Below are 26,668 nucleotides of genomic sequence, written 5' to 3'. Positions count from 1 at the left end.
TGCATATTTCGGCCCAGGCATCACCTAAATACTCAATAAAATCAATACCTAAATTGCATCCACAGCTAAAAAAGAAATGGCTAAAAGCTATTTAAAGTAACTGTCTTTTTGAGGATGCACAGTTTCATCATGCACCAGCTAACAACATCATGCAAAAAGTTTTTCATTGACATTTATTGTCAATTTTTTAGTCACTTTTGGCAATGTCCACCAGTATCAGCGTTGTTAAAATAAGGTAAATAAATAAACAATATTTAAACATAAATGCAGCATTTATTGCAGGGATATTGACAGTGGGCTTATTAAGCGTCGAGTGAAGTGCCGCCTTGATTGATTAAGCTAGCAGTAAATTTTTTATATTTTACTACCTAAAATAGTTTCAAGGAGATTGTAATGCATAATGTTCTAGCAAAAAAATTACTACCATTGGCAGCTATCACCGTCATCGTCATCGTAAATATTAGCGGATGTAATGACTCCAACTCAGATAATGAAGTTGAACTCAAATCGGCGATGGATCGCTGTGCAGATATACTCAATACGGATTTGTCTGACACCAGCATTCAAATGGCACAGTTTAATGAGGCAACCGAGAACGCGCCTGAATACTGTGAAATCATAGGCTCGATAAATGAACGCGTTAGCCCAGTAGACGAGCAAAATTACGCAATAAAATTCCATCTACGCTTACCAACAACCTGGAACGGCAGATTTTACTATTCCGGAGGGGGTGGCACTGATGGTAATTTGGGTGCCGCCAATATACCAGTAATAGCCGAAGGTTATGCCCTGGTTAGCACCGATAGCGGACACGACAGTGCAACAAACTTTACTGAGCTGGCAGGGAGTTATCAATTTGGCTTTGACCCACAAGCCAGAAGTGATTATGGCTACAATGGACCGGCTCAAGTTACTGAAAAAGCTAAATCAATAACTGAGTCATTTTACCAAAACCCGATTGATTACTCCTATTTTGTGGGCTGCTCCGAAGGCGGGCGGGAAGGGTTGATGCTGTCACAACGATATCCTGACTATTTTGACGGTATTGTTGCGGGTAATCCAGGTATGGACTTACCCAAGGCCGCTATCGCTCAAGCATGGGATTCACAAGCGTTTGCCGAAGCCGCTCGCACTACCACACCATTTGGTAATCCTGACTTAGCAAGTGCTTTTACTGAGTCTGAGTTAACTATTGTTGGAAATGCCATCATCGCGGCATGTGATGCAGATGACGGCTTAGAAGATGGCATGTTATTTAATCCTGCCGAATGTGAATTTAACCCTGAATCGCTGGGGCCAGCAGGTACAGATGAACTTTCGTTACAACAAGTCAACAGTTTGCAAAAAGTGTTTTCAGGTGCTCAAAATTCAGCGGGTGACAATTTATATAGTGGCTGGTTTTGGGATCCAGGCATTGCGGCAGGAGGTTGGCGTGCATGGAAGGTGGGGCCTATTGCCCCCATCCCTGGAAATAGTGGCCTCAACGTAACACTTGGCGGTGGAGCTTTGCCTTTCATTTTTACAACTGAACCTAATTCTATGACCAACGGTACCCCAATAGCTGCGGGTACGAGAATTGTTACTGCGAATCCACTTGGGCAAGAATCTACCGTTGGTTTTGGTGATGCTTTTGTGCCTTGGATATTAAGCTTTAATATGGATAGCGACGCACCGAAAATATTTACCACAGACGCTACTTACACCGAGTCTGCAATGGACTTTATGTTTAGTAGTGGGACTGATTATACCAATTTTAAAGACAATGGTTACAAGCTGATTGTTTATAGTGGCCAAGCGGATCCGGTGTTCTCAAGCAAATATCATCTGCAGTGGTACAATGAACTGATCACCAAAAATGGAGGCTTGGATGCAACTCGAGCATTTGCGCGCTTGTTTTTAGTACCTGGGATGAATCATTGTGGTGGTGGCCCTTCTACCTCTAGTTTTGATGCGTTGTCAGCACTGAAATCATGGGTTGAAGAGGATACTGTGCCCGCATATATAATGGCAACAGCGCCAGAAGATACCCCGTGGCCCGGTCGCACACGCCCTTTATGTGCATATCCTGAACAAGCCCGTTACAACGGTAGCGGTGATATAGAAGATCACGCTAACTTTAGTTGTGGCTTAAGATAATCGGAAAAAATCTTCGTGAAGAGTGTTTTAAACACTTTTCACGGGGTTACTCGTAAACCTCAATATAAAACAACTGAATTAATCTGCAGAGATACTAGTTAACTATGGTTTTTCTTTTATTTTCCTCTGAGTAGCAATTTCGCCTCTTTGTGAGATCCAAATCATTTTTTAAGTTACCGAAAAACAAGTGACTATAAGTCTCAAACTGACCGAATTAGCTGACTTATACCTTTAGTCTATCTTACTAGGCAAAAAGTTTTTTTTGGCATTTATTATCAATTTTTTAGTCACTTTTGGCAATGTCCACCAGTATCAGCATTGTTAAAATGAGGTAAATAAATAAACAATAATTAAACATTATAAAAACAAACTGGCGCATCAGTTGGCATTTAACCCATTCGTTAATATTTAATTTCCTGTCATTCAGGCTGCTAAAAACGAAGGTTTAACTTAAATAATTTGGAGCATGCAATGAACCGATTACCACCATTTTTATCTATCAAATCCACGGATCATCTACCTAGACTTTCGGAAAGATCAAATACGGGTTACTTTTTTGCAAAAACCTTAATTGCTACGTCAATAGGTTTATCGTTTATTGCTAGTAACATTTTTGCTCAAGAAGTTGAACAAGCTTCACAAGCACAAGTTGATAGACAATTAGAAGTCATTACGGTAAATGCCAGACGCAGAGAAGAAAGTTTGCAAGAAACACCTATTGCGGTTTCTGCATTTTCAGCTAAGGAATTAGAAAGAAGAGGGATAGAAAGCACTCAAGATTTGGATAGAGTTACGCCTAGCTTGCAGTTTGCAACCAGTGGGCAATTGTCAGGCAATAATTCTGCAGCAGTGGTATTTATACGCGGCGTAGGGCAACTCGATCCCACGTCATCAGTTGATCCCGGTGTAGGAATTTATGTAGACGATGTATATATGGGTCGCTCGGCCGGTGGTGCCATGGATTTTAAAGATATAGCCAGTGTGGAAGTATTACGTGGCCCTCAAGGGACTCTTTTTGGTCGCAATACCATTGGTGGTGCGGTGTTGGTGCGAAGCGCCGAGCCTTCAGAAGATTTTGGCGGTAAAGCTCGCGTGCGTATTGGAGAAGATAACTTAAGAGAAGGCTTTGTAGCGGTTGATTTACCGATTAGTGAGGAGTTATTAACCCGTTTCTCGGCAGGGATGCGCAAACGTGATGGTTATGTGATCCGTGAGTTTGATGGCCAAGACTTAGGTAACGATAATACCTATACCTTAAACGGCACTATTCAGTATCAACCCAGTGAAACCTTCAAAATGACCCTCAGAGGTGATTTCACTGATGAAGACGAAAATGGCTCACCTTTTGTGTTTGCCGGTGTCAATGAATCGGCTCCTGTTGCCGCCATTGTTAGTGTCGCTGCCGGTTGTCCAGGAGCGACTATACCTTTTGCTCCTATAGCACCAGGCGACCCACGTTTTGGTGCTCCTAATGTGCCAAATATTGACGACCCTCGTTGTGCCAATGACTTTCAAAATAAAGGCGATTATACCAATGGCGGCGTTGCTCCCGTTGAGAGTACCCTGACTGCATGGGGCCTGTCGGCCGCCTTGGAGTGGGAAGTTAACAATGAATTTATGCTTAAATCTATTTCCGCTTATCGTTCAACCCAGTGGACTGGAATTCGAGATGCCGACAATACGCCTCTTGAATTGATAACCACCGATGTGGCCAGTGATTCAGAGCAATTTTCACAAGAATTCCAAGTTTTGTACGAAAATGACAATCTCTCTGGTATTGCAGGCTTATATTATTTCGATGAAAGCAGTGACGACAGATTGTCTATTTTTCTAGGATTTCCACCATCACCACCTGTTATTTCATCACTATTAAGTGGTGGACCGGGAACACGTGACTTACAAGTTATTCATTTGGAAACAGAAAGTTATGCGCTTTTTTCTGAGTGGGCATACACCTTTAGTGATGACTTAAGCGTTTCAGCTGGATTGCGTTATACAGAAGATGACAAACGCTTTCAGGGCACCATCATGAATCTATTCCCTTCTAGTGAGCCCGACCCGTCGCCACTGCCAACCTTGGCGACCAGCGAAGGTGGACCTTTATTTATCTTTAATAAACTGTTTTCCGATACCTATTCGGCAACCACTGGCTCAGCATCAATTAGATACAAACTAGACGATAATATTAATACCTATTTAAGCTATAGCAGTAGCTTTAAATCCGGTGGTTTCAATAGTCGATACAATGCTCCGACTGCCGACAATTTACCCATCTCCTTTGGTGAGGAAGAAGTCACTTCGTGGGAAGTTGGAGTTAAGGCTGACGTGACCAACAATTTACGCATCAACGCGGCCGCCTTTATGTCTGAATACAAAGACATCCAACTGATATTTAGACAAGGGGTAGTACCATTATTGTTCAATGCCGGCTCGGCTTCCATTGATGGCTTTGAGCTTGAGTTTACCTACATTCCAACCAGTAATTTAATGCTTGAAGGGGGCTTTAGTTACTTAAAAGATAAAATTGATAGCGTGACCGATATCGATGGTGCCGCAGCTACTATCACGCCAGATAATTCATTGCCGCTCACCCCAGAATGGCAAGGTAATGTAGGAGCGTCTTATTCAATGGAAGTGGGTAATAATTATGAGCTCACCACCAGAGTGGATGTTTCTTATACTGACAGCCAGTACTTTGACTCAAGTAATACCGAACTTGTCGCACAAAATGATGCGGTTACCTATGTTACAGCTTCAGTAAAGCTTGATAATTTGGTCAGCTATTGGGATGTAACTTTTGGCATTAATAACCTAACCAATGAGCGCTTTCTAGAGCAAGGTAACGCTTCGTTAGCAACATTAGGCTATGCAGAAGCGATATACGCTAGACCGCGGAATTGGTTTTTATCCTTCTCAACCGAGTTTTGATTTTTTAAATCAACATGAAGTCTTACTAAAATATTAACACAACGTGATTAGCATGGAGGCTGATCACTAAACATACTGCCCTGCCACCCAGGCGCTGCTCCACGCCCACTGGAAGTTGTAGCCCCCTAGCCAGCCGGTTACGTCCATGACTTCACCGATGAAGAATAGACCCTCGACGTTTTTTGCCATCATGGTTTTGGATGAAAGCTCATCAGTATCGACTCCACCTAAGGTAACTTCTGCTGTGCGATAACCTTCGGTGCCATTGGGTTTAAGTTGCCATTGATGAAAAGCTTCGGCAATTTTTTCAAGCTGTTTGCCCTGATATTGCTTTAAAGGTTTGTTGTCGATGTGCAAATAGGGCAAAACCATTTGTACATAGCGCTTGGGGTAGAATTTAGCGAGTGCGGTAGCTAATTGACTGTCGGGGGAGCTTTGTTGTGCCGCGAGTAATTCCCTGTGCAAATCGCCATTGGGATATAAGTCAAACTCTACTGCCTGACCAGGATGCCAAAAAGAGGATATTTGCAGTACCGCCGGGCCACTTAAGCCTCGGTGAGTGAACAAAATATTTTCGTTAAAGCTAGTATTGTTGCAACTGGCTCTGGCATCGAGTGAGATGCCACTTAGCTCTGCTAATACGTTTTTGTCTTGCTCATGCAAGGTAAAGGGCACCAAGCCCGCTCGGGTTGGTTTAACCTTTAGTCCAAATTGCTCGGCTATTTTGTAGCCATAAGGAGAAGCGCCTAATTTAGGCATCGACAAACCACCTGAGGCTACCACCAAAGATTCACACTGATATTGACCTTTACTGGTTGTTAAAATGAAACCTTCTGAGGTTTTATCGATACTGAGTATTTCACACTGGGTAGTGATCTTAGCGTTCACTTTTTCACATTCTTTTAGCAGCATATTCAGAATGTCTTTCGCGCTGTCATCACAAAATAACTGGCCTAAAGTTTTTTCGTGATAGGCGATGCCGTATTCTGCCACCAGCCCGATAAAATCCCACTGGGTGTAGCGACTTAGTGCAGATTTACAAAAATGTGGATTGTCGGACAAGAAGTTTTCATGGGACGCGTACATGTTGGTGAAGTTGCAGCGTCCGCCCCCGGACATCAAGATTTTACCGCCAATACGTTTAGCATGATCAAGCACTGTCACACTGCGCCCGCGCTGCCCTGCCTGAGCGGCACAAAATAAACCAGCAGCACCTGCGCCTATGACTATTACATCTTGTTTGATCAAGCTACACCTCACCTATGTTAAGGGCGGCATTATACCTGTTAGTAGCAGATAATGAAGTGTGTCGTACCTTTTACCAAAACGGTGACCACGACTTAGATAATGCTCATGCAGATAAAGGGTAATAGCTCGGCACAGCGATAAACTCGCAGTCTGAAAAGCCCAGTTCCCTGAGCCTAAGGGTGCTCTACAAGTGTTTAATATGGCGGGAATTGAATGATGATGATGATAATGCGGCACTCAGTGGAGGCCGCATTATCAGACTTTACAGTAATTTCAACATGGTTTCTGCATCACTGACTTCAAAACGACCGGGGTCTTCCACATTAATTTTTTGTACTACGCCATCAACAATCAACATACTATAACGTAAAGAACGTAGGCCACCGAATGTATCAGTGTCCATGTCTAGGCCGATTTTTTGGGTAAACTCGCCATTTCCATCAGACAACATTAAAATCTCTTCAGCGTTACTTTGCTTGCTCCAAGCATCCATAACAAACGCATCATTGACTGAAAGGCAGATAATAGTATCTACGCCTTTAGCCTTAATCTTATCCGCGAGCGCAACGAAACCGGGTAGATGTGCATGGGAGCAAGTCGGTGTAAAGGCACCGGGAACCGCAAACAACACGACCTTTTTGCCATCAAACAGTTGGGTAGTATGAAAAGTGGTCATTTCGCCATTCACTAACGAACTGAGTGTTGCTTCGGGTAAAGTGGCACCTTGTGTAATCATCTGTCTCTCCTAAACTAATTTATAAATTTGTCATATATACATCGAATCGATGTTTCTTGCCGGTTATGGCCATACTCGGTTGCTGGTTGCTGAGGAAAGGCGCACTATCAGGGCGCTTTACCACAACACGCTTAGCCGCCAGCTTTAATGCTGGCGCTAACAACAAATCTGCATCTTCGTCAGGTCCCAATAACTGCTGGAATAGACGCATTTCTTTTTTAACTAAGGCAGATTTTTTTCGATGTGGAAACATCGGGTCTAGGTACACTACATCAGGTATGGTCCCTTGCCAATTGTTTAATAGCTCCACGGCTATACCATGGTGTAACGTCATTTGATTGGGTAGCCAGTCCATCAAGTCCGGCTGTTGTGAGGCGCGGATTAAGCCATCTGCTAACAAAGCAGCGACTACTGGGGAGCGTTCTATCAAATCCACCTGACAGCCTAAACTTGCGAGCACGAAAGCATCTCGACCTAAGCCAGCAGTGGCATCAAGCACCCTTGGAATCTGCGTTCCTTTAAGTCCAATTGCTTTGGCAATGGCTTCTTTTTTGCCGCCTCCATGCAAGCGGCGGAAGGTTAGAGCGTCTGAGGAAAAATCCACATAAACCTCACCTAACTTAGGATCATCCAATTGTTTAAGACCAAGAAGATGCTCACTTAACTCCAATGCCAAGCCTTGTTGGGTAGGAGTAAAATTAAACCCCCATTTTTCGGCCAAAGCTTTGGCCTGCTCGACCAATTGGGGATTGAATGGATCGGTGACAATCAAATTAAGCATGGCCGTAGCGCTCTTTATGGGCTAACCAACGATTGATAATAGCCTGAGATTGGGCAGGATAAGCGTCCCACATATGATTAGCAATATCTTGTACCTGAGGAATAAGTTCGGCGTCTCTAACTAAATCGGCAATTTTCAAATCTGCTAAACCGGTTTGTTTAGTACCAAGCAATTCTCCAGGACCGCGTATTTCCAAGTCCATTTGGGCAATGTAAAATCCATCATGGGATTCCCGCAATACCCCTAAACGCTTGGTTGCGGTTTTAGACAGTGGGCTTTGGTACATTAATACACAGTGACTCTCTACCGAACCTCGGCCTACTCTTCCGCGTAGTTGATGTAACTGTGCCAAACCTAGCCGTTCCGGGTTTTCTATGATCATTAAACTGGCATTGGGCACATCGACACCCACTTCTATAACAGTCGTGGCCACCAGCAAGTCCAGCTCGCCTTGTTTGAAAGCGTCCATAATGAGCTGTTTTTCAGCTGACTTAAGACGTCCATGAACTAAGCCCACTTTCAGTTCTGGCAATGCGGTGGTTAACGCTATAGCTGTGTCCTCGGCGGCCTGACATTGCAATACTTCCGACTCGTCGATTAAGGTACATACCCAATATGTCTGTCGTTTGTCTTCAATGGCTGCACGGCGAACCCGCTCTACCACCTCGCCCCGTCTTGTGTCGGGCAGCACTACAGTAGTAATTGGGGTACGCCCTGGTGGCAACTCATCAATGATAGAGGTATCCAAGTCAGCATAAGCGGTCATGGCAAGGGTTCTGGGTATGGGCGTTGCTGTCATAATCAATTGGTGTGGAAACGCGCCTTGCTGCTCGCCTTTTTCCCGTAAGGCTAAGCGTTGATGAACACCAAATCGATGCTGTTCATCAACGATAACCAAGGCTAACTTATGATATTCGACGGCATCTTGAAATACTGCGTGAGTGCCCACTAACAAGTCAATCTGTCCACCCTTCAATTGCTCTAATACCGTTTGTCGCGCCTTACCCTTTAATTTCCCTGCTAACCAACCAATGCGCACACCTAAGTCTGAAAACCACTGACTAAAATTACTCGCGTGTTGCTCGGCCAAGAGTTCAGTCGGCGCCATCATAACAACCTGATATCCAGCTCCTACCGCCGATAAGGCAGCAAGTGCCGCGACTAAAGTCTTTCCTGAACCCACGTCCCCCTGAACCAGCCGCATCATGGGTGCGCTTTGTTGCATGTCATTTTGTATTTCTTTGACAACCCGACGCTGCGCGCCTGTTGGAGTAAAGGGTAAGGTTGCTAAAAAATGTTTAATTAGACCGTTATCTGGATTTATAGGAAAAGTTTGCTGGCGCTTACTTTGTTGACGAACCTTTAATACACTCAAGTGATGAGCTAATAACTCTTCAATAATTAATCTATGTTGAGCAGGATGTTTGCCCTCTTCCAACAGTGACAGCGCAACATCTGGCGGCGGTCGATGGACTAGCATTAAAGCATTCGTTAGGCTAATTTGCTGGGGATAAAGGTTTTGCGGCATTAACTCTGCCAAACCTCCTCTTTGCAAGCATCGGAGCGCTTGATCAGACAAGTTCCTTAAGGTGAGTTGTTTCACTCCCTCTGTGGTGGGATATACCGGTGTGAGAGTTTCGGCCAATTCAGACTCGCCTTCCTCCTTTATAACCTTGTATTCTGGATGCATCATTTCTAAGCCGAACTTACCCGCTCTAACTTCACCAAAACAGCGGATCCAAGTGCCTTTTTCCAAACTGTTTTTTTGCGCTGCGGAAAAATGGAAAAAGCGCAGTGTTAGGGTGCTTGTTTGATCGCTGATACGCACGACTAACATGCGCTTACGACCGAACTGTACATCATTGGACATAACCTCACCTTCCACACTCGCGTGTAAGAAGGGTTGTAAATCGCGTATAGGATAAATGCGGGTGCGGTCTTCGTAGCGTAAGGGAAGATGAAATAACAAATCCTGTACTGTGACCAAACCTAGCTTTGTGAGCTTTTCGGCAACCTTGCTGCCAACTCCTTTTAGCTCAGTCAATTTTGTGATTGCCAGAGATTGCATCTAAGCCTTTAAATTATTATAAATAAAACAATTCGTTATTTTGCCTTACAGTGAGCAGATTACAACTATTCTAAGATTTATTAGTTTTAGCTGAACTTTGCGTCATACTAGTTTCAATCTAAAACGGCTAGGCGAAGGGAGCTTAATGCTTCATAGTAACTCTAGTCATTCAACATACATGTTTTAATATGAACTTCGAACCTGTTTTAAATCAACTTAATGAATGGTGGACAATCATTCTTGTGGCCATGAGCGATCCCAGCACCTATGCACAGGTAGGCGTTGGTTTAGTGGTCTATTTGCTGGCCTTCTGGTTGTCTCGCAAAATTCGTAACGCAATTGGCCTAACGCACCATGAGCCGCAGCTAGGTGCACACCCCATGCGTAAACTAGCCTACCGAATCGGTTATTTAGTGTATCCCCTTTTGGCATTACTGATGCTCAAGATCATCATTGAAGCCTTTGCAAATGCGGGAGTATCTGTATGGCTACTCGATACCGCTTTGACCATTGCTGTATTGCTATTCTATTACTCAATGATCCGAGTTCTAGTGGTCAATACCATGGCAGCGAAGCTTTTCAGATGGGTTGGCTTACCTATTTTGCTATTGCATTTACTTGGATTCTTAACTCCCGTGATAGCGGCGCTTGAAGACGTATCGTTAAACTTAGGCAATGTAAACATATCTGCCTATGGCGTGGTTCGGGTGTTGATATTTGGTGCGGTGCTGTTTTGGTTGGGCCGCGCTTCCAATAGCTTTGGTAAAGATATCATTCGCAAACAAGAGTCTATAGATATTCGCACCAGAGAAGTGTTCTCCAAGCTTTTTGAAGTGGCAGTATTTTGTATTATTGCGTTACTTCTGCTTAATGTGATGGGTATTAACCTCACTGCCCTAGCGGTATTTGGTGGTGCGGTAGGTGTTGGCTTAGGTCTAGGCTTGCAGTCCATCGCTTCCAATTTCATCTCTGGCATTATTATCTTGCTAGACCGTTCGTTGACCGTTGGCGACTTCGTTGAAATGGATGATGGTAGCAAGGGCTTCGTGCGGGAATTTAGAATGCGCTATACCGTGCTTGAGACCTATGATGGCAAAGACATTTTAGTTCCAAACGAAAAATTTATTTCGAATTTGATGATCAATTGGACTCACAAGGATCCTAAACAACGTTATCGAGTAGACTTCTCTGTACCTTATGCAACCGATGTTCGCGCGATGGTTGAATTTATTAAGGTAGCAGTTGCGGAACATCCCAAGGTAATCAGCGGTGAAGACGTCCCCTTCGAAGAGCGCCCTGATTGTGAAATTGATAGTTTTGGCGATTCTGGGGTTAACATGTTCGTCGAATTTTGGATGGAAGGCATTGATGATGGTAAGAATCGAGTCGGAGGAGACTTGATGCTGACAATTTTCGAAACACTGCGTGCCAATGGCATCGAAATTCCATTCCCACAAAGAGAAGTGCGTATTCTCAACGAACAGGCTGTTAGTGTTAAACCGGCCAATTAATTAGTCAAAATCTTATCTGCAGCGCCCTAGGTGCTGCAGATACGAGTCATCTTTTCTGCCAGCGGCATAGTTCTGTTGACTAAAGACTAAGCTTTGCAGCTTGTAATATCAGCTCAGCCGACGGCCTGACTTTAAAATTAGGGTTAACGTAATTAAACTTAATTAAACCCTTTTTATCTACAATAAATATGGCGGGGGCAGGCAATACAGCACGATCGCTTCCAACCTCATCAGTCAGTTGGATATCCCATTTAGATTTATATTTATCTTTGGTTTCTGCAGCAACGTAATAGCCAATTCCAAAACCTTTTATAGCCTGCAAACTTTCATCGGATAGTAAGGTGACGGCAAATTCTGTTTGCAGTTTTTGCTCTTGCAGGCGTTTTGGCGATTCAGGTGATATAGCTAGTACTTGATAACCCAATTCTACTAAGTCTTGTTCTATATCCTTTATCTCTGCCAGTTGACGATTGCAATAAGGACACCATCCGCCACGGTAGAAAAGTAAAATACTGGGTTTTTGCATAGTAATTGCTTGCAAACTTACCGGTGCACCCTCAGCGGTTTTTAATGTAGCACTTGGAATCGATTGCCCATTTAAAAGTGGCGTAACATCTTCGGCTGATGGTGCTATTACAGCACGATCCAGTGCCATCGATTGAAAAGGAAACATGATTAAGAAAAGGCTGATGATGTTGAAATAGCGCATAGGTGCTCCAGATTTTTAAAGGTGTGGCAATCTAGACCTTCAGTGCCAGCGTTATCTTTCAGCCAAATAAAAGTTCGCCTAATTACAGTGGCAGGTTTGTATGCAGATAGTTACTTTGTGCCAGTAAACTTTATATCAAAATGCTTTGGGGTTAACCAAATTGAATGGCCTGCCACCATCCGTCGTCGGCGACAATCTCACCAGCTTCGTTGATAAACGGATAAGGTAGTTTCTTGGCATCACAAACATGCCTCAGCTTAGGATAACCGCCTTCGAACAACATGCGTTGGCAAGTTTCATTATCTAATTCTTGGGTGTCGTACATGCCAGCCAATTGCCTTTGCCGTTGTGCCTCATACAATACCAATGCAGCGGCTACACTTACATTCAAAGATTGCACCATGCCTACCATAGGTATCACTATATCTTGATCCGATAAGGCAATAGCTTGTTCCGTGGCGCCGAACTTCTCTTGGCCTAAAATTATCGCTGTTGGCTTGGTATAATCGATCTCGCGAAAATCCACTGCGGTATCCGAAAGGTGAGTAACTAGCACTTGCATATTTTGCTGCTTAAGTGTGGTGATTGCTTCACCGATGGTGTCATGGCTTTGCATAAACACCCAGTTTTGACTACCCATAGCGGTGCCACCGCGACCTCGACTTCGCAATTTTTTGGTGTCTTCATCCCACACCGCGTGCACTCGGTGGATCCCAACTGCGTCACAACTACGGATCACTGCAGCTACGTTGTGAGGTTTATGTACTTGTTCCATACACACCGTTAAACTGGTCTGCCGCTGGCGCAAAATAGTGCGGATTTTCTGATTACGTTCTGGGGTCAATTGCTATCCTCGTAGCCAGCATCTTGAACTCTGGCTACGCGATGTTCTGTGCTGAAAATAAATCATTAATGCTTTTGATAACATTGGTTGAATGTTATCTGGCAGCTAAGTCATCTCAAACTTATATACTGCCCTGTTATAGTTGGTATCTTAAGCTCTGCTGATTGATTTACTCTGGCAACTCCATAACACCATCTATTTCGATTTGTGCCCCCTTGGGTAATGCCTTGACTCCAATAGCGGCACGAGCGGGGTAAGGCTGCTTAAAATACTGACTCATGATCTCGTTGACCGTAGCGAAATTATCCAGGTCAGTAAGAAAAATATTCACTTTAACTAAATCATTGGTAGTGCCACCAGAGGCCTTACACACAGCAGTGATATTTTCAAAAACTTGAACCGCTTGCTTGGTAAAATCTTCAGATACCATTTCCATCGTTGCAGGTACCAAAGGGATTTGACCTGACAAATAAACGGTTGTACCTGATTTAACGGCTTGGCTATAGGTGCCAATAGCTTTAGGGGCCTGGTCGGTATGGATAACGGACTTGGACATGTTTTAATTACCTTGTAATAAATTAACTGATTCGGTTTTTGCTGTGTCGAGATACTTTCTGTACTTCAGGCATAGAGCGGATTTTTCGCATAATATTAGCGAGGTGAACACGATTTTTAGTGGTCAGCTCTATATCAATATAGTAGACATTGCTCTCTTTTTCTTCTGTTTGCAGGCCAATGATGTTGGAGTCGCAGTCGGCGACAGCGTTGGTTAATGTTGCAAGTGTACCTTGATGATTAATCAATTCAATCCGTACAGACGCTTTGTATTCAGCTTTTGCATCACTGTCCCATTTCATGGGCAGTACTCGCTGGGGCTCTTCTTTACTAAGCTTGCGAATATTACTACAACCAACCTGATGGATCACCATACCCCTTCCAGGACTTAGAATCGCAATAATTTGATCATCGGGTATGGGATAACAACAGCGTGGATAAGTGACAAGTAAACCTTCGGTTCCTTTGATCGCGACATTGCGGCTCTTGTCAGGAAGCTCCTCAGATTCGCCTAACAATCGACGAGCGACTATGGCACTTAATTCATTCCCCAAGCCAATGTCAGACAACAAGTCGTCGAAATTTTTGTGTTTTGTCTCAAGCACCACCCGGTCACGGTCATGTTGAGGGATATCATCCAGTCTTGTTGCACCTAGGGCATGTCTTAGCAGGCGGTTACCCATAGTAATGGCTTCTTCAGAACGTTGGCGCTTTAGATATTGACGAATGTAGGCCCTGGCCCTCGCGCTAACTACAAAGTTTAGCCAATTAGCATTAGGCTTGGCACGGGGTGAGGTGATGATTTCAACGGTTTGACCATTTTCTAACGGTTTATTAAGTGAGTAGTTACGTCGCTCAACTCGCACTCCTACACAAGAGTCACCCACATCAGAATGTACCGCATAGGCAAAATCTACAGGAGTAGCGCCCATGGGCAATTCAATGATCCGACCATCAGGGGTGAACACATAGATCTCATCTGGAAATAGGTCTGTTTTGACATTTTCAATAAATTCAAAGGAAGAACTAGCACTTTGCTGCAATTCCAGTAGAGATTGCATCCATTTACGCGCTCTAACCTGCGCAGTAGTGCCTTGAGGGGTATCGCCATCTTCCTTATACAGCCAATGAGCAGCCACCCCTTTGTCGGCCATTTGATCCATTTCATGGGTACGGATCTGAATCTCGACCGGTATGCCATGAGGGCCAATCAAAGAAGTATGCAAAGATTGATAACCATTGGTTCTGGGGATGGCAACGTAATCTTTAAAACGTCCTTCGATCGGTTTATAGAGTCCATGCATCGCACCTAATGCGCGATAACAATTATCGACCGATTGAACAATCACCCTAAACGCATAAATGTCCATGACTTCGTTGAACATCAACTCTTTGTTTTTCATCTTACGGTAAATTGAATAGAGATGTTTCTCTCGGCCCACCACCAGCGCATGAATACTATTTGCTTCGAGCCGGGTTTCTACTTCTTTGCGGGTATTCTCGATTATCTCTTTACGATTACCGCGAGCCTGTTTCACCGCACCTTTGAGCGCCCTATAACGCATAGGGTACATGGCTAAGAAACCTAAATCTTCTAATTCGTTTTTGATATCGTGAATACCCAATCGATGAGCAATAGGTGCATAGATTTCGAGGGTTTCGCGGGCAATGCGGCGGCGCTTCTCTGGTCGCAAGGCCCCTAACGTTCGCATATTATGGGTACGATCGGCCAGCTTAATCAGGATCACCCGAATATCCTGCACCATCGCCATCATCATTTTACGAAAATTTTCGGCCTGCGCTTCTTGTTTACTACTGAATTGAATTTTATCTAGCTTAGACACGCCCTCAACCAATTCAGCCACGGTGTCGCCAAATTCTCTAGACAAATCATCTTTGTCGTAATGGGTATCTTCGATCACATCATGCAACAGCGCTGCCATGATAGTTTCCCGATCTAATCGCATGTCAGCTAGAATGCCAGCAACTGCAACAGGATGGGTAATGTAGGGATCGCCACTAGAGCGTAATTGGCCGTCGTGAGCGTCATGGGCCAAAACGTAAGCACGCTGAATATCCACAACCATTTTACTGGGCAGATAGTTACTGAGCTTATTTTTTAGACCTTCAAATAAATACACTAAGAAAACGTTCTAATTCAACAGATAGTGTAACAATACTGGGATTTTTGAAGCTTGTCAGCCGATATGTTGATCCTGAGCCAATTCAACTCAAGATCAACCGAAAGATTACTCAGACAATATGTTTGCTACAGAAGCAAATTCTGCTTCATTTTGCATTTGCTGATCTTGGATAGCATCGGCTTCAAGAGTTGAAGCGTTAACGAAACCTTCTTCGATTTCACGTAATGCAATTACGGTAGCTTTATCATTTCCCATAGGAACGTAAGCTTGTTTGCCTTCGATAGCAATTTGACGAGCGCGCTTAGCGGCAACTAAAACCAAATCAAAGCGGTTGCCAATTTTGTCTACGGCATCTTCTACTGTTACGCGAGCCATATATTTCTCCGTGGTGGTCGGTGTATCAAAAGGTGTTCAAAAAAAGGTCGAGCATTGTACGTTTTTATCGAGCTGATGGAAAGATCTTTAATGATCTGCCGGCAAATAAACCGCTTTCTTATCTACTCAATAAATTGCTGAACAATTCTGTATGACGAATCACCTGCTTTTCTTTTCTCAGTCTGCGAGCGCTCACTATCGAATCAAGCTCGCTTAAAGCATACTCAAAATTATCGTTCACTACAATAAAATCAAACTCATGGTAGTGCGAAATCTCGGCAACTGCCTTCTCCATACGCTCATCGATTACCTGCTCACTGTCCTGATTGCGCTTGGTGAGGCGACGACGAAGCTCTTGTTTAGACGGTGGTGCGACAAAGATAGTCGCAGTATCAGGGATTTGCGCTTTGACTTGTCGTGCGCCCTGCCAATCTATATCTAGAAAGACATCAACGCCTTGTTGCAAAGTTTGCTCGATCACTACCCGGGATGTGCCGTAATAATTACCAAATACCTCTGCCCATTCAAAAAACACACCTTGGGCAATTAACGCTTCGAATGTCTGATGACTGACAAAGTGATAATGTTGCCCATCTATTTCCCCTGGGCGCGGAGCTCTGGTGGTATGCGACACAGAAACTTGCATTTCATTACTGTGCATATTGGACTCACTATGGCGCTCAAGTAGAGCTTTAATGAGGCTAGATTTGCCCGCGCCCGAGGGAGCGGCAAGAATAAAAAGGTTACCGGGTGCATGTGCCATAAAATAATTTCAAAAAATACTGTCGCTTCGATTGTGCAATGTTAGCATATTCTTTGATTTTACCATTAGGTTAAGGCAAATATTGTTATGAATGACAGCCAATTCCATCAACTCGTTGACGATGTGTTTATTCGACTTGAAGAAGCACTTGATGAATGCGAAGTTGATATCGATTATGAATCAGCTGAGGGGATCCTGACGTTGATCTTCCTCAATAACACAAAAATCATCTTAAATAAGCAAGCGCCTTTGCATCAGCTCTGGGTTGCGACCAAGTTCAATGGTCATCATTTTAATTATCAGCAAGGCAAATGGATCGATGAACGAACCGATGTCGAGTTCTGGGCATTTATTGATGACGCGGCTAGCAAGCAAGCCGGCCAAGCAGTTACTTTATCTTAGTTAGCGGACAGGAAATCCACCTATGAGCGAAAATATATTACCCTTTGTTGAGGTTAACCCTAAGCGTCCACACGATGCCGTCGTTATTTGGTTACACGGTTTAGGTGATTCAGGCAATGGCTTTGCACCAATAGTTCCGGAATTAAAGCTGCCTGACAGTTTAGCCATCCGATTCGTCTTTCCCCACGCTCCTATGCGGGCGATTACCATCAATAACGGCATGTCGATGCGTGCTTGGTATGATATTAAGACCCTGGATTTCAATCATCGAGCAGATGTTGAAGGTGTCAAGGACTCGGCGAAGCAAGTAGTAGAGCTGATTGAGCACGAAATAGCCAAAGGCATTCCTAGTGAACGCATAGTGCTGGCAGGATTCTCTCAAGGCGGAGTAATCGCTTTGGATATCGCAGCACGCTATACCAAAAAATTAGCTGGTGTCTTGGCACTATCCACTTATATGAGCGAGCCAGAGAAACTTGCTAAAGAAGCTGTCGACATCAATAAAGACACGCCTTTTTTATGTGCTCATGGTCAACAAGATGAAATGGTACCGATGTTTTTAGGCCATGCCGCATACAAAGTGTTAGAGCAAAACGGTTTTGCGGTGGAATGGAAGGACTATCTTATGCAGCACAATGTGTGCGCGCAGGAGCTACAGGATATTTCAGCCTGGCTGCAAAAGACACTGAAATAAAATCGATCTGATTTAGCTCGCCTGTTTAACGCGGCTTGATTTAGAGTCGCGAATTATTCGTGCTTACTTTTGAGCCTAAGTAGACCGGATCAGTATTTGTACGAGACATACAGCACGCAAACCCCTAAAATACAGCTAAACAACCAAGCGGATGTAACATGAGTCAGCGTGTCATTAGAATCGCGACCCGCAAAAGTGCATTAGCACTGTGGCAAGCAGAATATGTAAAAAGTGAGCTAGAAAAAGCTCATGCCAATCTAAAAGTGGAATTAGTTCCCATGACCACCAAAGGTGATGTGATCCTAGATACCCCACTGGCAAAAGTTGGCGGTAAAGGGCTCTTTATTAAAGAGCTAGAAATTGCCATGCAAAATGGTGAGGCAGATATCGCAGTCCATTCAATGAAAGATGTACCGGTAGAATTTCCGACTGGCTTTGGGCTACATGCAATTTGCCCACGTGAAAATCCCTATGATGCATTTGTATCCAACCAATACAATAGTATCGAGCAGTTGCCGCAAGGCGCCATTGTAGGTACCTCTAGCTTGCGACGCCAAGTGCAGATTAAAGCATTACGTCCCGATTTAATTATTCGCGACCTGCGAGGCAACGTGAATACCCGTCTCGCTAAATTAGATGAGGGCCAATACGATGCCATCATTTTGGCCGCGGCTGGGCTCATTCGCTTAGGAATGCCAGAACGGATTAAGCAACAAATTGATAGTGAGTTATCACTTCCAGCTGTAGGGCAAGGTGCAGTGGGCATTGAATGCCGCAATGATGATGCTGAACTGATCGCGTTATTGCAGCCGTTAAACCATCCAGACACAGCGGTTTGCGTTATTGCCGAGCGGGCGCTTAATGCTAAATTGCAAGGTGGTTGTCAGGTTCCCATCGGCAGTTTTTGTGAACTGCGAGATGGTCAATTACATTTACGTGGATTGGTTGGCTCAGTGCATGGAAATGGCATAATTTCGGCTCAGCAAAGTGGTCAAAAGACGACTCCAGAAATCTTGGGTGAAGCTGTTGCTGATAGCTTGCTAGCCCAAGGTGCAGACGATTTTCTAAAAGAAGCATATGTGTAATTGATATGGTTGCATTGGTGTTACGAACTGAAGAGAAAATATGGACAAGTTGCGACTATCTTGCTGCTAATGGTATTGAATGCGTTGGAGTTGGAATAATTCGAACAAATCCAATTAACGACAATATCGCCGAATTTGTCAACAAACTTGCCCAGCAAACCGGTACAAAAAAATCGCCTGCTTTGGCCGTTTTTGTCAGTACGACTGCGGTAAATATTGTGCTGGAAAAGCAACTAATTTGGCCGCAAAATGTCGAGGTTATTGCCGTGGGTAAAAGTACCGCAGCGGAATTAGCTAAAGGTGGCATTCAAGCTCATGTGCCAGACAGTCAAAATACTGAAGGCTTACTGGCTATGCCCCAACTACAAGATTTAGCGGCAAAATCAGTATTTTTAATTAAAGGGCAAGGCGGACGAGCCTTGCTATTAGACACCCTGTTGCAGCGTGGCGCTGATGTAAACTGTTTTGATCTGTATGAACGCAGCCAATGCAACCCCTATACTGAAACCCGCTCATGGCACAAGCATGAGATTACTAGTATTGTTGCTACCAGTGGTGAGATTATGCAAGCGGCATGGAATAGCTTCAATCATGATTGGCTCAAAAGCCTACCTTGGATTGTTGTTAGTCAACGCTTAGGCGAATTAGCAGCTAAACTGGGAATAGAACAGGTTGTTCAAAGTGCGGGTGCCAGTAACGAACAATTGCAGATGGCAATTAGCCACTTTTGGAGTAATAAATGACGGACAAAGATAAAAGCCCATCTAATCAGGATGAGATGAAAGCATTAGAAATCGAAAATGCGTCCTATATCGAAGTGGAAGAAACGGTAAATAAAGGTCGCGAGCGCTCCTTTGAAGCCAATAAAAAGGCTTCGAAATCAACTGCACCTGCGCCCCCGAAAGCGACCAGAGTTGGCGGACTATGGTTTATTACCTTAATAAATTTAATTTTGTTAATCGGCCTTGCTGCAGCGGGATATTGGTTTTGGCAACAGTGGCAAGATGACCTTAACAGCGAGAATAGTGCTATTCAATCTCAGCAACAGCAGTTAGCTGAGCAAACAGGCGTCATTCAAAGTACCCGTAATGAATTAAGCACGCAGAATCAAAAGCTGACGCAGCAATTGGAAGATTTAGAGAAACAAATTAACATAGCTTCTGAGCAAAGTGCCGCAAACGCAAAAAATCTAGCCGATGTTTCTGGTCGTCGACCTGCGGATTGGCTGCTTGCCGAAGCCGATTATTTGGTCCGTATGGCGGGACGTAAACTGTGGCTAGAAAATGATGTTAAAACCTCTATTGCAATGTTGCAGGCAGCGGATACGCGCTTGCAGGATTTAGCCGACCCCTCACTCTTGCCAATTAGACAATTTATCGCCAGTGATATTCAGACGCTTGAGCAAATAAATTCTGTATCTCTTACCTCAGTTGCACTTGCTGTCTCAGGCATGGTTCAACAAGTAAACAACTTACCTTTGGCCTTACCTGAAGTAGAAGTTGAGGGGCCTGCCCCAGAAGAGTTGACTGGCATGGAACGGGTACTTAGATATATTAGCGATAACTTCAAATACCAGCCAAACAGCCAGCCAATCAAACCGCTACTTTCACAGCAACAACAATGGCTGGCCCGAGAACAACTGCGCTTTGCTTTGCTGCAAGCTCAGTCGGCAATTTTGAAAGAGCAAGGCACTTTATTTAAACAAAGTGTACAGCAGGCAATTGGATTATTGGTTCAGCACTACGATTTACAATCTAGCCAAGTTGGGCAATTCGTTGATGCATTACGCAATCTTGAGAATACTGATGTAGAGCGCAACTACCCTACCCAATTAGATGCAGCTATACCCCTTCAAGACAAGGTTGAAACACGAATGAACAATCAATTCTCAAACGGGAAGTTTGAGCTATGAAGAAAATAATATTACTCCTGCTACTCATTGGTATTATTGTGTTCGGTCTGGCCGCAGGGCCTGCGCTGATTAATTATAAAGGATACTTTTTAATAGCGCTAGAAAGCGGCACTTATCAGCTGTCCATTTTCGGCATGGTATTCGTTTTAGTTACTCTGTTCATTGTTGGTTGGTTAACCATTCTTTTAGTCAAAAAGTTAATAGATATACTGGCAGGCTCCCAAGACTGGTTGTTTGGCTTTAGTAGCCGACGCAAACAGAAGGCTTTTACTCAGGGATTAATTTCCTTGGCAGAAGGCAATTACCTTGACGCACGTAAAAGCCTAGACAAAATTCAAAATGAAGATTTTGATGGGATCAATCTTCTCGCACTAGCAGAAGCTGAAGTGCAGTTGGATAACAAATCCCGAGCCAGAGAACTTTGGCTCACCGCCTCCAACATAGAAAAAACCCGATTGGCAGCGAATCTTTGTATTATTAGAGACTGCATCATCGAGAATAATTGCGAGCAAGCACTAACTAACATAAACAATTTACCTGAAAAACAACAGAATTCGGTAAATGTTATTAAACTTTGGGCCCGTTGTTTAGAACAAACACAGAAATTTTCGTTGCTCAAAGACAAGCTACCTAAGTGGAAAAAACCACTTGGGAAGGAATATGATTATTGGTTATTACAAGCTGCAAAAGGTGAGTTTGCTGAAATTGCCAGTAAAGAAGGCGCACACAAACTTAAAGAAAAATGGTTAGAACTGCCCCGCTCGGCCCGTAAAGAGCCTGGCCAGATCGCAGCATATGCGCAACAGCTTATCGAGCAATCCATGTATGAGGATGCGCAAAGTATACTGGTATCTAATCAAAAATCCGGTCCAGTGTCAGTGCTGTTTCCGCTGTACAGACAGCTTAAAAACCTGCAAACCAATGCAGCAATTAAGCAGCTAGAAGGCTGGCTAAAGTCGGATGATAAAAATGTCGAATTATTGTCTACTTTAGGTCAATTAGCCCTTAATATGAACGACGTTTTATTAGCTGAAAAGGCATTAACTAAAGCAATAAAATTAGACAATAATCGAAGAGATGTTTTGTTGCTGGCACAAATAAAAGAAGCGCAAAAAGATAACATTCATGCATTGGAGCTTTACAAGAAAAGTATTTTAGAACAGTAAAATATCAATTTGATAGTGATCGCTACATATATGCATTATAATTCCAATAAATTTATGTAGCGATTAATACTTTAATTTTACCCAGCAGATTTTTTGCCCCTAAATGAATATTTAATATAATTAGATTAGTTGAAGCAAAGTCATATTTATAATGCTTTTGTAGTTCATGATATATTAATACACCCCGAGCTCAGTAGATTATTATAGTGACCAATACAAATAAGAAAACTGCACGTGGAAGACCACGCAAGTTAGACCCAGATATAGGCCTGAACACTGCATTAAAACTATTTCAACAACAGGGTTTTGAGAATGTCTCTGTTGCACAGTTATGCAACGAACTAGATATCCCGCCCACAAGTTTGTATGCGACTTTTGGCAATAAAGAACAACTTTTCTTACAGGTTTTACAGCGTTACTGTGACGGCTATTTCGATGTGCTGGAGCAAAGCCTGCGAGACTCCGAGAATCCCGCACAAGTGTTCCGAAATACGCTAGAAAAATCACTAGATTTCTATCTCAATACTAACCAAAAAACAGGTTGTTTATTGTTACTGGGAAATACGTTTTGTAAACAGCCGAACATCATTCAAGAAATATCTGCCAGCCAACATTCGTTGCAAAATAAATTAAACCAGCGACTAAATGAACTCGGCTCTGAAAATGGCAATGAGTTAACAGACGTACTGATCACTTTGCTGTGTGGCTTTGCGCAAAATGTAAGATCAGATATAAATGAAGAGCAACTCTATACGTCGTTAGAATTTTTCTGCGCTGCCTTTGATTGCTAAAAATCTTCCCACCGTAAAGACCTTTTTAGTGGTCAAAATCGTCCTATCACAAAACTAGCCAATGTGAGTGAGTGCCCACATTGAAATTTAGGGGTGAGCGGTTAAAATTCGAACGCTTGATTGATAGAATTATTCCTCTCAAAATAATAATCGATAAAGAAAAAGCAGATCCGTTAAATAACAGTGGAAAAAAAACCGTATTACATTAGAATCGTCCATCCACAAGTGCACCCGTAGCTCAGCTGGATAGAGCGCTGCCCTCCGGAGGCAGAGGTCACAGGTTCGAATCCTGTCGGGTGCGCCATTTTTAAAGGCCTTTTGATTGTAGTATCCACTAACTAAAAAAATCTGTGACCACACCGTGACCAAACTAAACAATTCCGATAATTGGGAATATTAAAGCTCCCATTCATTTTCTTCTCGAATCCAATTAGCAAACCATAGTCGTTATTAGCTTTCCCCGTAATTAACGCCATCTTCAACTTCTGGCCACCAGATTGAATTATGTAATGGATAATTAGAATTCAACTTTTGCTTATACAAACTAAAAGGCCTGAACTTATTTAACTGATGAGAAGTTATCGTATTAAGAATTGTTTTTGTATCTGATAAGTTTGTAGTAAAAACATGAATTCTTCCAAATGCCAACGCTGGTATTTTTGGATCTAATTGAGTTTGTACTTCAAATCTATTCACAACAGAATATTTTCCAATATTATCTCTATAATAGCCATCTGTTTTTGTAATAGAGCCCACTAAGCAGTCAGGTGTTAATTTGCATCCAAAACTGATCCACTTTACCCCCTAATTTGCATCTAAAACTGATCCACATATTTAATACCTCCTGCCGCCTCTAAGCAGGAGAATGTGGAGTGATAGATGTGTCATTATTAAGTGTTATGCGTCGATGGTATTTTCGTGATGGGCTGTCCCAACGAGAAATTACTAAACGCACTGGATTGTCTCGCAATACAGTACGTCGTTATCTCAAAAAGGACATTGCTGAGCCTGTTTACACTAAGCGGCAGACCTTGGGCAAAGTCGACGAGTTCGAAGAACTGCTTATTAGCTGGCTTAAACGTGAAGCCAGGCGACGCAGGAAATAGCGCAAAACCGTTAAAAACCTTTATGAGGACTTATCACCACCAATCTGAACTTCACTGAATGGTCAAACGTGTTTGGTGATGCAAAACTGACAACAGCCTTGCTAGACAGATTAACCCATCATTGCCACATCATCGAAACGGGTAATGACAGCTATAGATTTAAAGAATCTACGAAAAAATCAAAGGAGAAAAAGCGCTAGAAACTAAAACATGATTATGGTCATATAAGACTACTTGGGTGGATCAGTTTTAGATGCAAATCGTGGATCAGTTTTAAGTACAAATTAACAGCTGGGTGCCCAATTAGAAGTGAAATCCGTTAGCAGCGATGTTTGGGAAATTGCTGATGCAGTCTTATTTCCAAAGCATTTTAAAAAGCAAAAGCCAGATGGATTTTACATCGCAAATTTTTTATCTATGTTTGCAGACTCCATAGAAGTGATTGAGCCAACTTTTTTAAGGGATGAAATGACTCGCCGCAGTCGAGCGCTTAATCAGCTTTATAACCATGCTGAAGAAGACGGAAAACAAATATCTATAATTAAGCAAAGTCCCGATGCTATTGCCAACCTATGAAAAGCAGTCGGCAATTTTAATCACACTAAATTAAGTTTCCTGACACTGATCAACACGACTGTTTATTACCACGACCCATGCAGTTGTCACTCTATTTTCTACAGTGATGAATCCACCAATTTATAGGAACCATTGACATCAAATTGTTCTGCGTAACTCAAGGTTGAGTTCGCATGCTCGCGCATTATCGATTCTGAGCGAGCACTTTGGCGCTTCATTAAAGCTTCAAATACCGCATGATGTTGCATGTGTGCATAGTTAAAGCGACGGAATTCACGATCAAGTTGTGATGGATTAAATGCCAGTGCCGAGACTGACGCGAAAGGCAGATGCTCGTTAAGCTGCAAAGCCGATTGAATCGCTGGATTTCCACTGGCTTGCAAAATCAGGCTGTGAAAGCGTTTATTCAACACATTGTACGCCTCAATATCTTGTTGATTTATATATCCTTTCTCAAATAATTTATCACCTTCTAGCAAGCATTTTTTCAAGCCTTCGATGGTGAGTTCATCCAATCCCTTTTCGGCCGCTTGTCGGGCTGCTAAGCCCTCGAGCACCCCTCGGACTTCAATTGAACCTGATATTTCACTATGAGTGACTTTCCTTACCATGTATCCCCGTCTTGGCAACTTGGTCAGTAAGCCTTCTTGCTCAAGTGCGCGAAAAGCTATCCTTATTGGGGTTCTCGAAATGCCCAGCAACTCAGCAGTCGGAATTTCCGCTAAACGTTCACCGGCGGTAAACTCGCCAGACACTATCTTGTCTCGCAAGATACTCACGACTCCTTGCCCATCATGTGTCATTTATCATTCCAATTACGTGGATTTTGCTGAAAGAGTTACCCTAGTATAAGCTCATTTTTAGGTTTTTTGGATCCAATTCATCATTTTGGCCAAAATTAAAAATATTCTCATAAAATCATTTAGTTAATCTATTTTTGTGGCTTTAACGAGCAAATACTAGAGGCAGTAATCGTGATAAAATTGATAATTTGGATCCAATAACAGCCAAAAATAGTTGTTTATTTGCTCATCTATGACTAGACTGGATCCAAAGTTAATGAAAGGTAAAGTTTATGTCATTGCAAAATCACCCTATGAATACTTGGTATGTCGCTTTTACACCTGACGAGATTACTGATAAACCTTTTGCTCGTCAGATATGCGGAATACGCCTTGTTTTTTTCCGCAACGAGCAAGGGAAAGTTGTTGCCTTGGAAGATTTTTGCCCTCATCGAGGCGCTCCTTTATCGTTGGGAACAGTTGAAAATGGTCAACTCGTATGTGGCTATCATGGTTTGCGCATGGGTGATGATGGCGAAACGAAAAGTATGCCGAATCAACGGGTGCAGGGTTTTCCTTGTATCAAGAGTTATGCCGTGGTTGAACGCTATGGCTTTATTTGGTTGTGGCCCGGTGATAAAGCCTTAGCTAAAGAAGAATTACTACCTGTACTGGAATGGGCAGAAAATCCTAATTGGGGCTATGGTGGTGGCTTGTACCACATCAATTGCGATTACCGCTTAATGATTGATAATTTAATGGATTTAACCCATGAGACCTATGTTCATGCCAGTAGCATAGGTCAAAAGGAAATTGATGAGTCTCCAGTTTCTACTAAGATGGAAGGTCAAAGTGTTGTCACCAGCCGTTTTATGGAAAATGTTATGGCCCCCCCGTTTTGGGCTGCTGCGTTGCGTGCTAACGAACTTGCCGATGATGTGCCTGTAGACCGCTGGCAAATTTGTCGCTTTAATTTGCCAAGTCACATAATGATTGAAGTTGGCGTTGCCCACGCTGGAAAAGGCGGATATAACGCAGACAAAGCGCATAAAGCCAGCAGTATAGTAGTTGATTTCATCACCCCTGAAAGCGACACGTCCATCTGGTACTTCTGGGGTATGGCTAGAGACTTCAAACCGCAAGACACTGCGCTTACAGATACAATCAGAACCGGACAAGGTGAGATATTTGCTGAAGATTTAGAGGTTTTGGAGCAACAGCAACAAAACTTATTGCGCTATCCTGACAAAAAAATTCTTAAGCTAGATATTGATGCCGGTGGTGTTCAGGCACGTAGGATGATCGAACGAGCAATCAAACAAGAGCAGGCTGCAAATCGACCTAATGGTGAATAGC

25 protein-coding genes, 1 tRNA gene and 1 pseudogene are annotated in these 26,668 nt (G+C 43.2%); 15 read left to right on the top strand and 12 right to left on the bottom strand.

Going from position 1 to position 26,668, the window contains the following annotated elements; all coding sequences use genetic code 11:
* Positions 1–393: 393 nt before the first annotated feature.
* Positions 394–2,136 (top strand): tannase/feruloyl esterase family alpha/beta hydrolase, encoded by a 1,743-nt coding sequence (locus tag QR722_RS00720; RefSeq protein WP_286284845.1) that lies wholly within the window; start codon positions 394–396, stop codon positions 2,134–2,136.
* 471 nt (positions 2,137–2,607) lie between these two features.
* Positions 2,608–5,064, top strand: coding sequence for a TonB-dependent receptor (locus QR722_RS00715; RefSeq protein ID WP_286284844.1), 2,457 nt, complete (start codon positions 2,608–2,610; stop codon positions 5,062–5,064).
* Positions 5,065–5,130: 66 nt separating this feature from the next.
* Here the strand turns inward: QR722_RS00715 and QR722_RS00710 are convergent, their stop codons facing one another.
* From QR722_RS00710 to recG, 4 genes are all read right to left on the bottom strand, one after another.
* Positions 5,131–6,312: a BaiN/RdsA family NAD(P)/FAD-dependent oxidoreductase gene (locus tag QR722_RS00710; RefSeq protein ID WP_286284842.1), complete on the bottom strand. Its 1,182-nt coding sequence runs from the start codon at positions 6,310–6,312 to the stop codon at positions 5,131–5,133.
* A gap of 262 nt (positions 6,313–6,574) precedes the next feature.
* A complete protein-coding gene (locus QR722_RS00705; protein WP_286284841.1) occupies positions 6,575–7,048 on the bottom strand; it encodes a peroxiredoxin in 474 nt (157 codons plus the stop codon).
* A 19-nt stretch (positions 7,049–7,067) separates the two neighbouring features.
* Positions 7,068–7,829, bottom strand: coding sequence for a class I SAM-dependent methyltransferase (locus QR722_RS00700; protein ID WP_286284839.1), 762 nt, complete (start codon positions 7,827–7,829; stop codon positions 7,068–7,070).
* Positions 7,822–9,897 (bottom strand): ATP-dependent DNA helicase RecG, encoded by a 2,076-nt coding sequence (gene recG, locus QR722_RS00695; protein WP_286284837.1) that lies wholly within the window; start codon positions 9,895–9,897, stop codon positions 7,822–7,824. The genes QR722_RS00700 and recG overlap by 8 nt, the downstream gene beginning before the upstream one ends.
* A gap of 188 nt (positions 9,898–10,085) precedes the next feature.
* Between recG and QR722_RS00690 the strand changes: the two genes are divergently transcribed.
* Positions 10,086–11,408: a mechanosensitive ion channel family protein gene (locus tag QR722_RS00690; protein WP_286284836.1), complete on the top strand. Its 1,323-nt coding sequence runs from the start codon at positions 10,086–10,088 to the stop codon at positions 11,406–11,408.
* A gap of 79 nt (positions 11,409–11,487) precedes the next feature.
* On the opposite strand, the gene QR722_RS00685 is transcribed toward QR722_RS00690, so the two are convergent.
* The 6 genes from QR722_RS00685 to gmk all read right to left on the bottom strand — a co-directional run bounded on the left by QR722_RS00685 (position 11,488) and on the right by gmk (position 16,798).
* A complete protein-coding gene (locus tag QR722_RS00685; RefSeq protein WP_286284835.1) occupies positions 11,488–12,117 on the bottom strand; it encodes a peroxiredoxin-like family protein in 630 nt (209 codons plus the stop codon).
* A gap of 151 nt (positions 12,118–12,268) precedes the next feature.
* The gene (trmH, locus tag QR722_RS00680; protein WP_286284834.1) at positions 12,269–12,961 is read right to left on the bottom strand and encodes a tRNA (guanosine(18)-2'-O)-methyltransferase TrmH; all 693 of its coding nucleotides are present in this window, start codon (positions 12,959–12,961) and stop codon (positions 12,269–12,271) included.
* Between the two features lie 169 nt (positions 12,962–13,130).
* Positions 13,131–13,517 (bottom strand): deaminase RidA, encoded by a 387-nt coding sequence (gene ridA, locus QR722_RS00675; RefSeq protein ID WP_286284832.1) that lies wholly within the window; start codon positions 13,515–13,517, stop codon positions 13,131–13,133.
* A 22-nt stretch (positions 13,518–13,539) separates the two neighbouring features.
* Entirely contained in the window at positions 13,540–15,657 is a 2,118-nt protein-coding gene (gene spoT, locus QR722_RS00670) for a bifunctional GTP diphosphokinase/guanosine-3',5'-bis pyrophosphate 3'-pyrophosphohydrolase (protein WP_286284831.1), read from the bottom strand.
* Positions 15,658–15,765: 108 nt separating this feature from the next.
* On the bottom strand, positions 15,766–16,035 hold the full coding sequence (gene rpoZ, locus QR722_RS00665) for a DNA-directed RNA polymerase subunit omega (RefSeq protein WP_286284830.1): 270 nt from the start codon (positions 16,033–16,035) through the stop codon (positions 15,766–15,768).
* A 118-nt stretch (positions 16,036–16,153) separates the two neighbouring features.
* Positions 16,154–16,798 carry a guanylate kinase gene (gene gmk / locus QR722_RS00660; protein WP_286284829.1) on the bottom strand — a complete coding sequence of 215 codons (645 nt, stop codon included), beginning with the start codon at positions 16,796–16,798 and terminating at the stop codon, positions 16,154–16,156.
* 87 nt (positions 16,799–16,885) lie between these two features.
* Between gmk and cyaY the strand changes: the two genes are divergently transcribed.
* The 8 genes from cyaY (at position 16,886) to QR722_RS00620 (ending at position 23,152) form a co-directional block, all read left to right on the top strand.
* On the top strand, positions 16,886–17,200 hold the full coding sequence (cyaY, locus tag QR722_RS00655; protein ID WP_286284828.1) for an iron donor protein CyaY: 315 nt from the start codon (positions 16,886–16,888) through the stop codon (positions 17,198–17,200).
* 22 nt (positions 17,201–17,222) lie between these two features.
* On the top strand, positions 17,223–17,894 hold the full coding sequence (locus tag QR722_RS00650) for an alpha/beta hydrolase (RefSeq protein ID WP_286284827.1): 672 nt from the start codon (positions 17,223–17,225) through the stop codon (positions 17,892–17,894).
* 158 nt (positions 17,895–18,052) lie between these two features.
* Positions 18,053–18,979, top strand: a complete 927-nt coding sequence (gene hemC / locus QR722_RS00645; protein WP_286284826.1) for a hydroxymethylbilane synthase — start codon at positions 18,053–18,055, stop codon at positions 18,977–18,979.
* Between the two features lie 17 nt (positions 18,980–18,996).
* Positions 18,997–19,722, top strand: a complete 726-nt coding sequence (locus QR722_RS00640) for a uroporphyrinogen-III synthase (protein WP_286284825.1) — start codon at positions 18,997–18,999, stop codon at positions 19,720–19,722.
* Entirely contained in the window at positions 19,719–20,891 is a 1,173-nt protein-coding gene (locus QR722_RS00635; protein ID WP_286284823.1) for a uroporphyrinogen-III C-methyltransferase, read from the top strand. Before QR722_RS00640 ends, QR722_RS00635 begins: the two co-directional genes overlap by 4 nt.
* Positions 20,888–22,057: a heme biosynthesis HemY N-terminal domain-containing protein gene (locus QR722_RS00630; protein ID WP_286284822.1), complete on the top strand. Its 1,170-nt coding sequence runs from the start codon at positions 20,888–20,890 to the stop codon at positions 22,055–22,057. The genes QR722_RS00635 and QR722_RS00630 overlap by 4 nt, the downstream gene beginning before the upstream one ends.
* A 206-nt stretch (positions 22,058–22,263) precedes the next feature.
* Positions 22,264–22,848 carry a TetR/AcrR family transcriptional regulator gene (locus QR722_RS00625; RefSeq protein ID WP_286284820.1) on the top strand — a complete coding sequence of 195 codons (585 nt, stop codon included), beginning with the start codon at positions 22,264–22,266 and terminating at the stop codon, positions 22,846–22,848.
* Positions 22,849–23,075: 227 nt separating this feature from the next.
* Positions 23,076–23,152 (top strand) — tRNA-Arg (locus QR722_RS00620).
* 146 nt (positions 23,153–23,298) lie between these two features.
* On the opposite strand, the gene QR722_RS00615 is transcribed toward QR722_RS00620, so the two are convergent.
* The gene (locus QR722_RS00615) at positions 23,299–23,604 is read right to left on the bottom strand and encodes a hypothetical protein (RefSeq protein WP_286284818.1); all 306 of its coding nucleotides are present in this window, start codon (positions 23,602–23,604) and stop codon (positions 23,299–23,301) included.
* 116 nt (positions 23,605–23,720) lie between these two features.
* On the opposite strand from QR722_RS00615, the gene QR722_RS00610 reads away from it, so the two are divergent.
* The 3 genes and pseudogenes from QR722_RS00610 to QR722_RS00600 all read left to right on the top strand — a co-directional run bounded on the left by QR722_RS00610 (position 23,721) and on the right by QR722_RS00600 (position 24,530).
* Positions 23,721–23,954 (top strand): winged helix-turn-helix transcriptional regulator, encoded by a 234-nt coding sequence (locus QR722_RS00610; protein ID WP_286284816.1) that lies wholly within the window; start codon positions 23,721–23,723, stop codon positions 23,952–23,954.
* Positions 23,955–23,983: 29 nt separating this feature from the next.
* Positions 23,984–24,154, top strand: a pseudogene (locus tag QR722_RS00605) (ATP-binding protein); the annotation flags it as partial.
* A gap of 109 nt (positions 24,155–24,263) precedes the next feature.
* Positions 24,264–24,530 (top strand): hypothetical protein, encoded by a 267-nt coding sequence (locus QR722_RS00600; protein WP_286284814.1) that lies wholly within the window; start codon positions 24,264–24,266, stop codon positions 24,528–24,530.
* Between the two features lie 98 nt (positions 24,531–24,628).
* Here the strand turns inward: QR722_RS00600 and QR722_RS00595 are convergent, their stop codons facing one another.
* Complete coding sequence (locus QR722_RS00595) at positions 24,629–25,333, bottom strand: GntR family transcriptional regulator (RefSeq protein ID WP_286284813.1); 705 nt, start codon at positions 25,331–25,333, stop codon at positions 24,629–24,631.
* A gap of 272 nt (positions 25,334–25,605) precedes the next feature.
* On the opposite strand from QR722_RS00595, the gene QR722_RS00590 reads away from it, so the two are divergent.
* Positions 25,606–26,667, top strand: coding sequence for an aromatic ring-hydroxylating dioxygenase subunit alpha (locus tag QR722_RS00590; protein WP_286284812.1), 1,062 nt, complete (start codon positions 25,606–25,608; stop codon positions 26,665–26,667).
* The last annotated feature ends 1 nt before the right edge of the window (position 26,668 follow it).

It is taken from the genome of Aliiglaciecola sp. LCG003 (genome assembly GCF_030316135.1).
In the GTDB taxonomy this organism is placed as follows: Bacteria; Pseudomonadota; Gammaproteobacteria; order Enterobacterales; family Alteromonadaceae; genus Aliiglaciecola.
The sequence above is the reverse complement of the archived record's forward strand: the minus strand, read 5'-3'. Positions and strand labels throughout refer to the sequence as shown.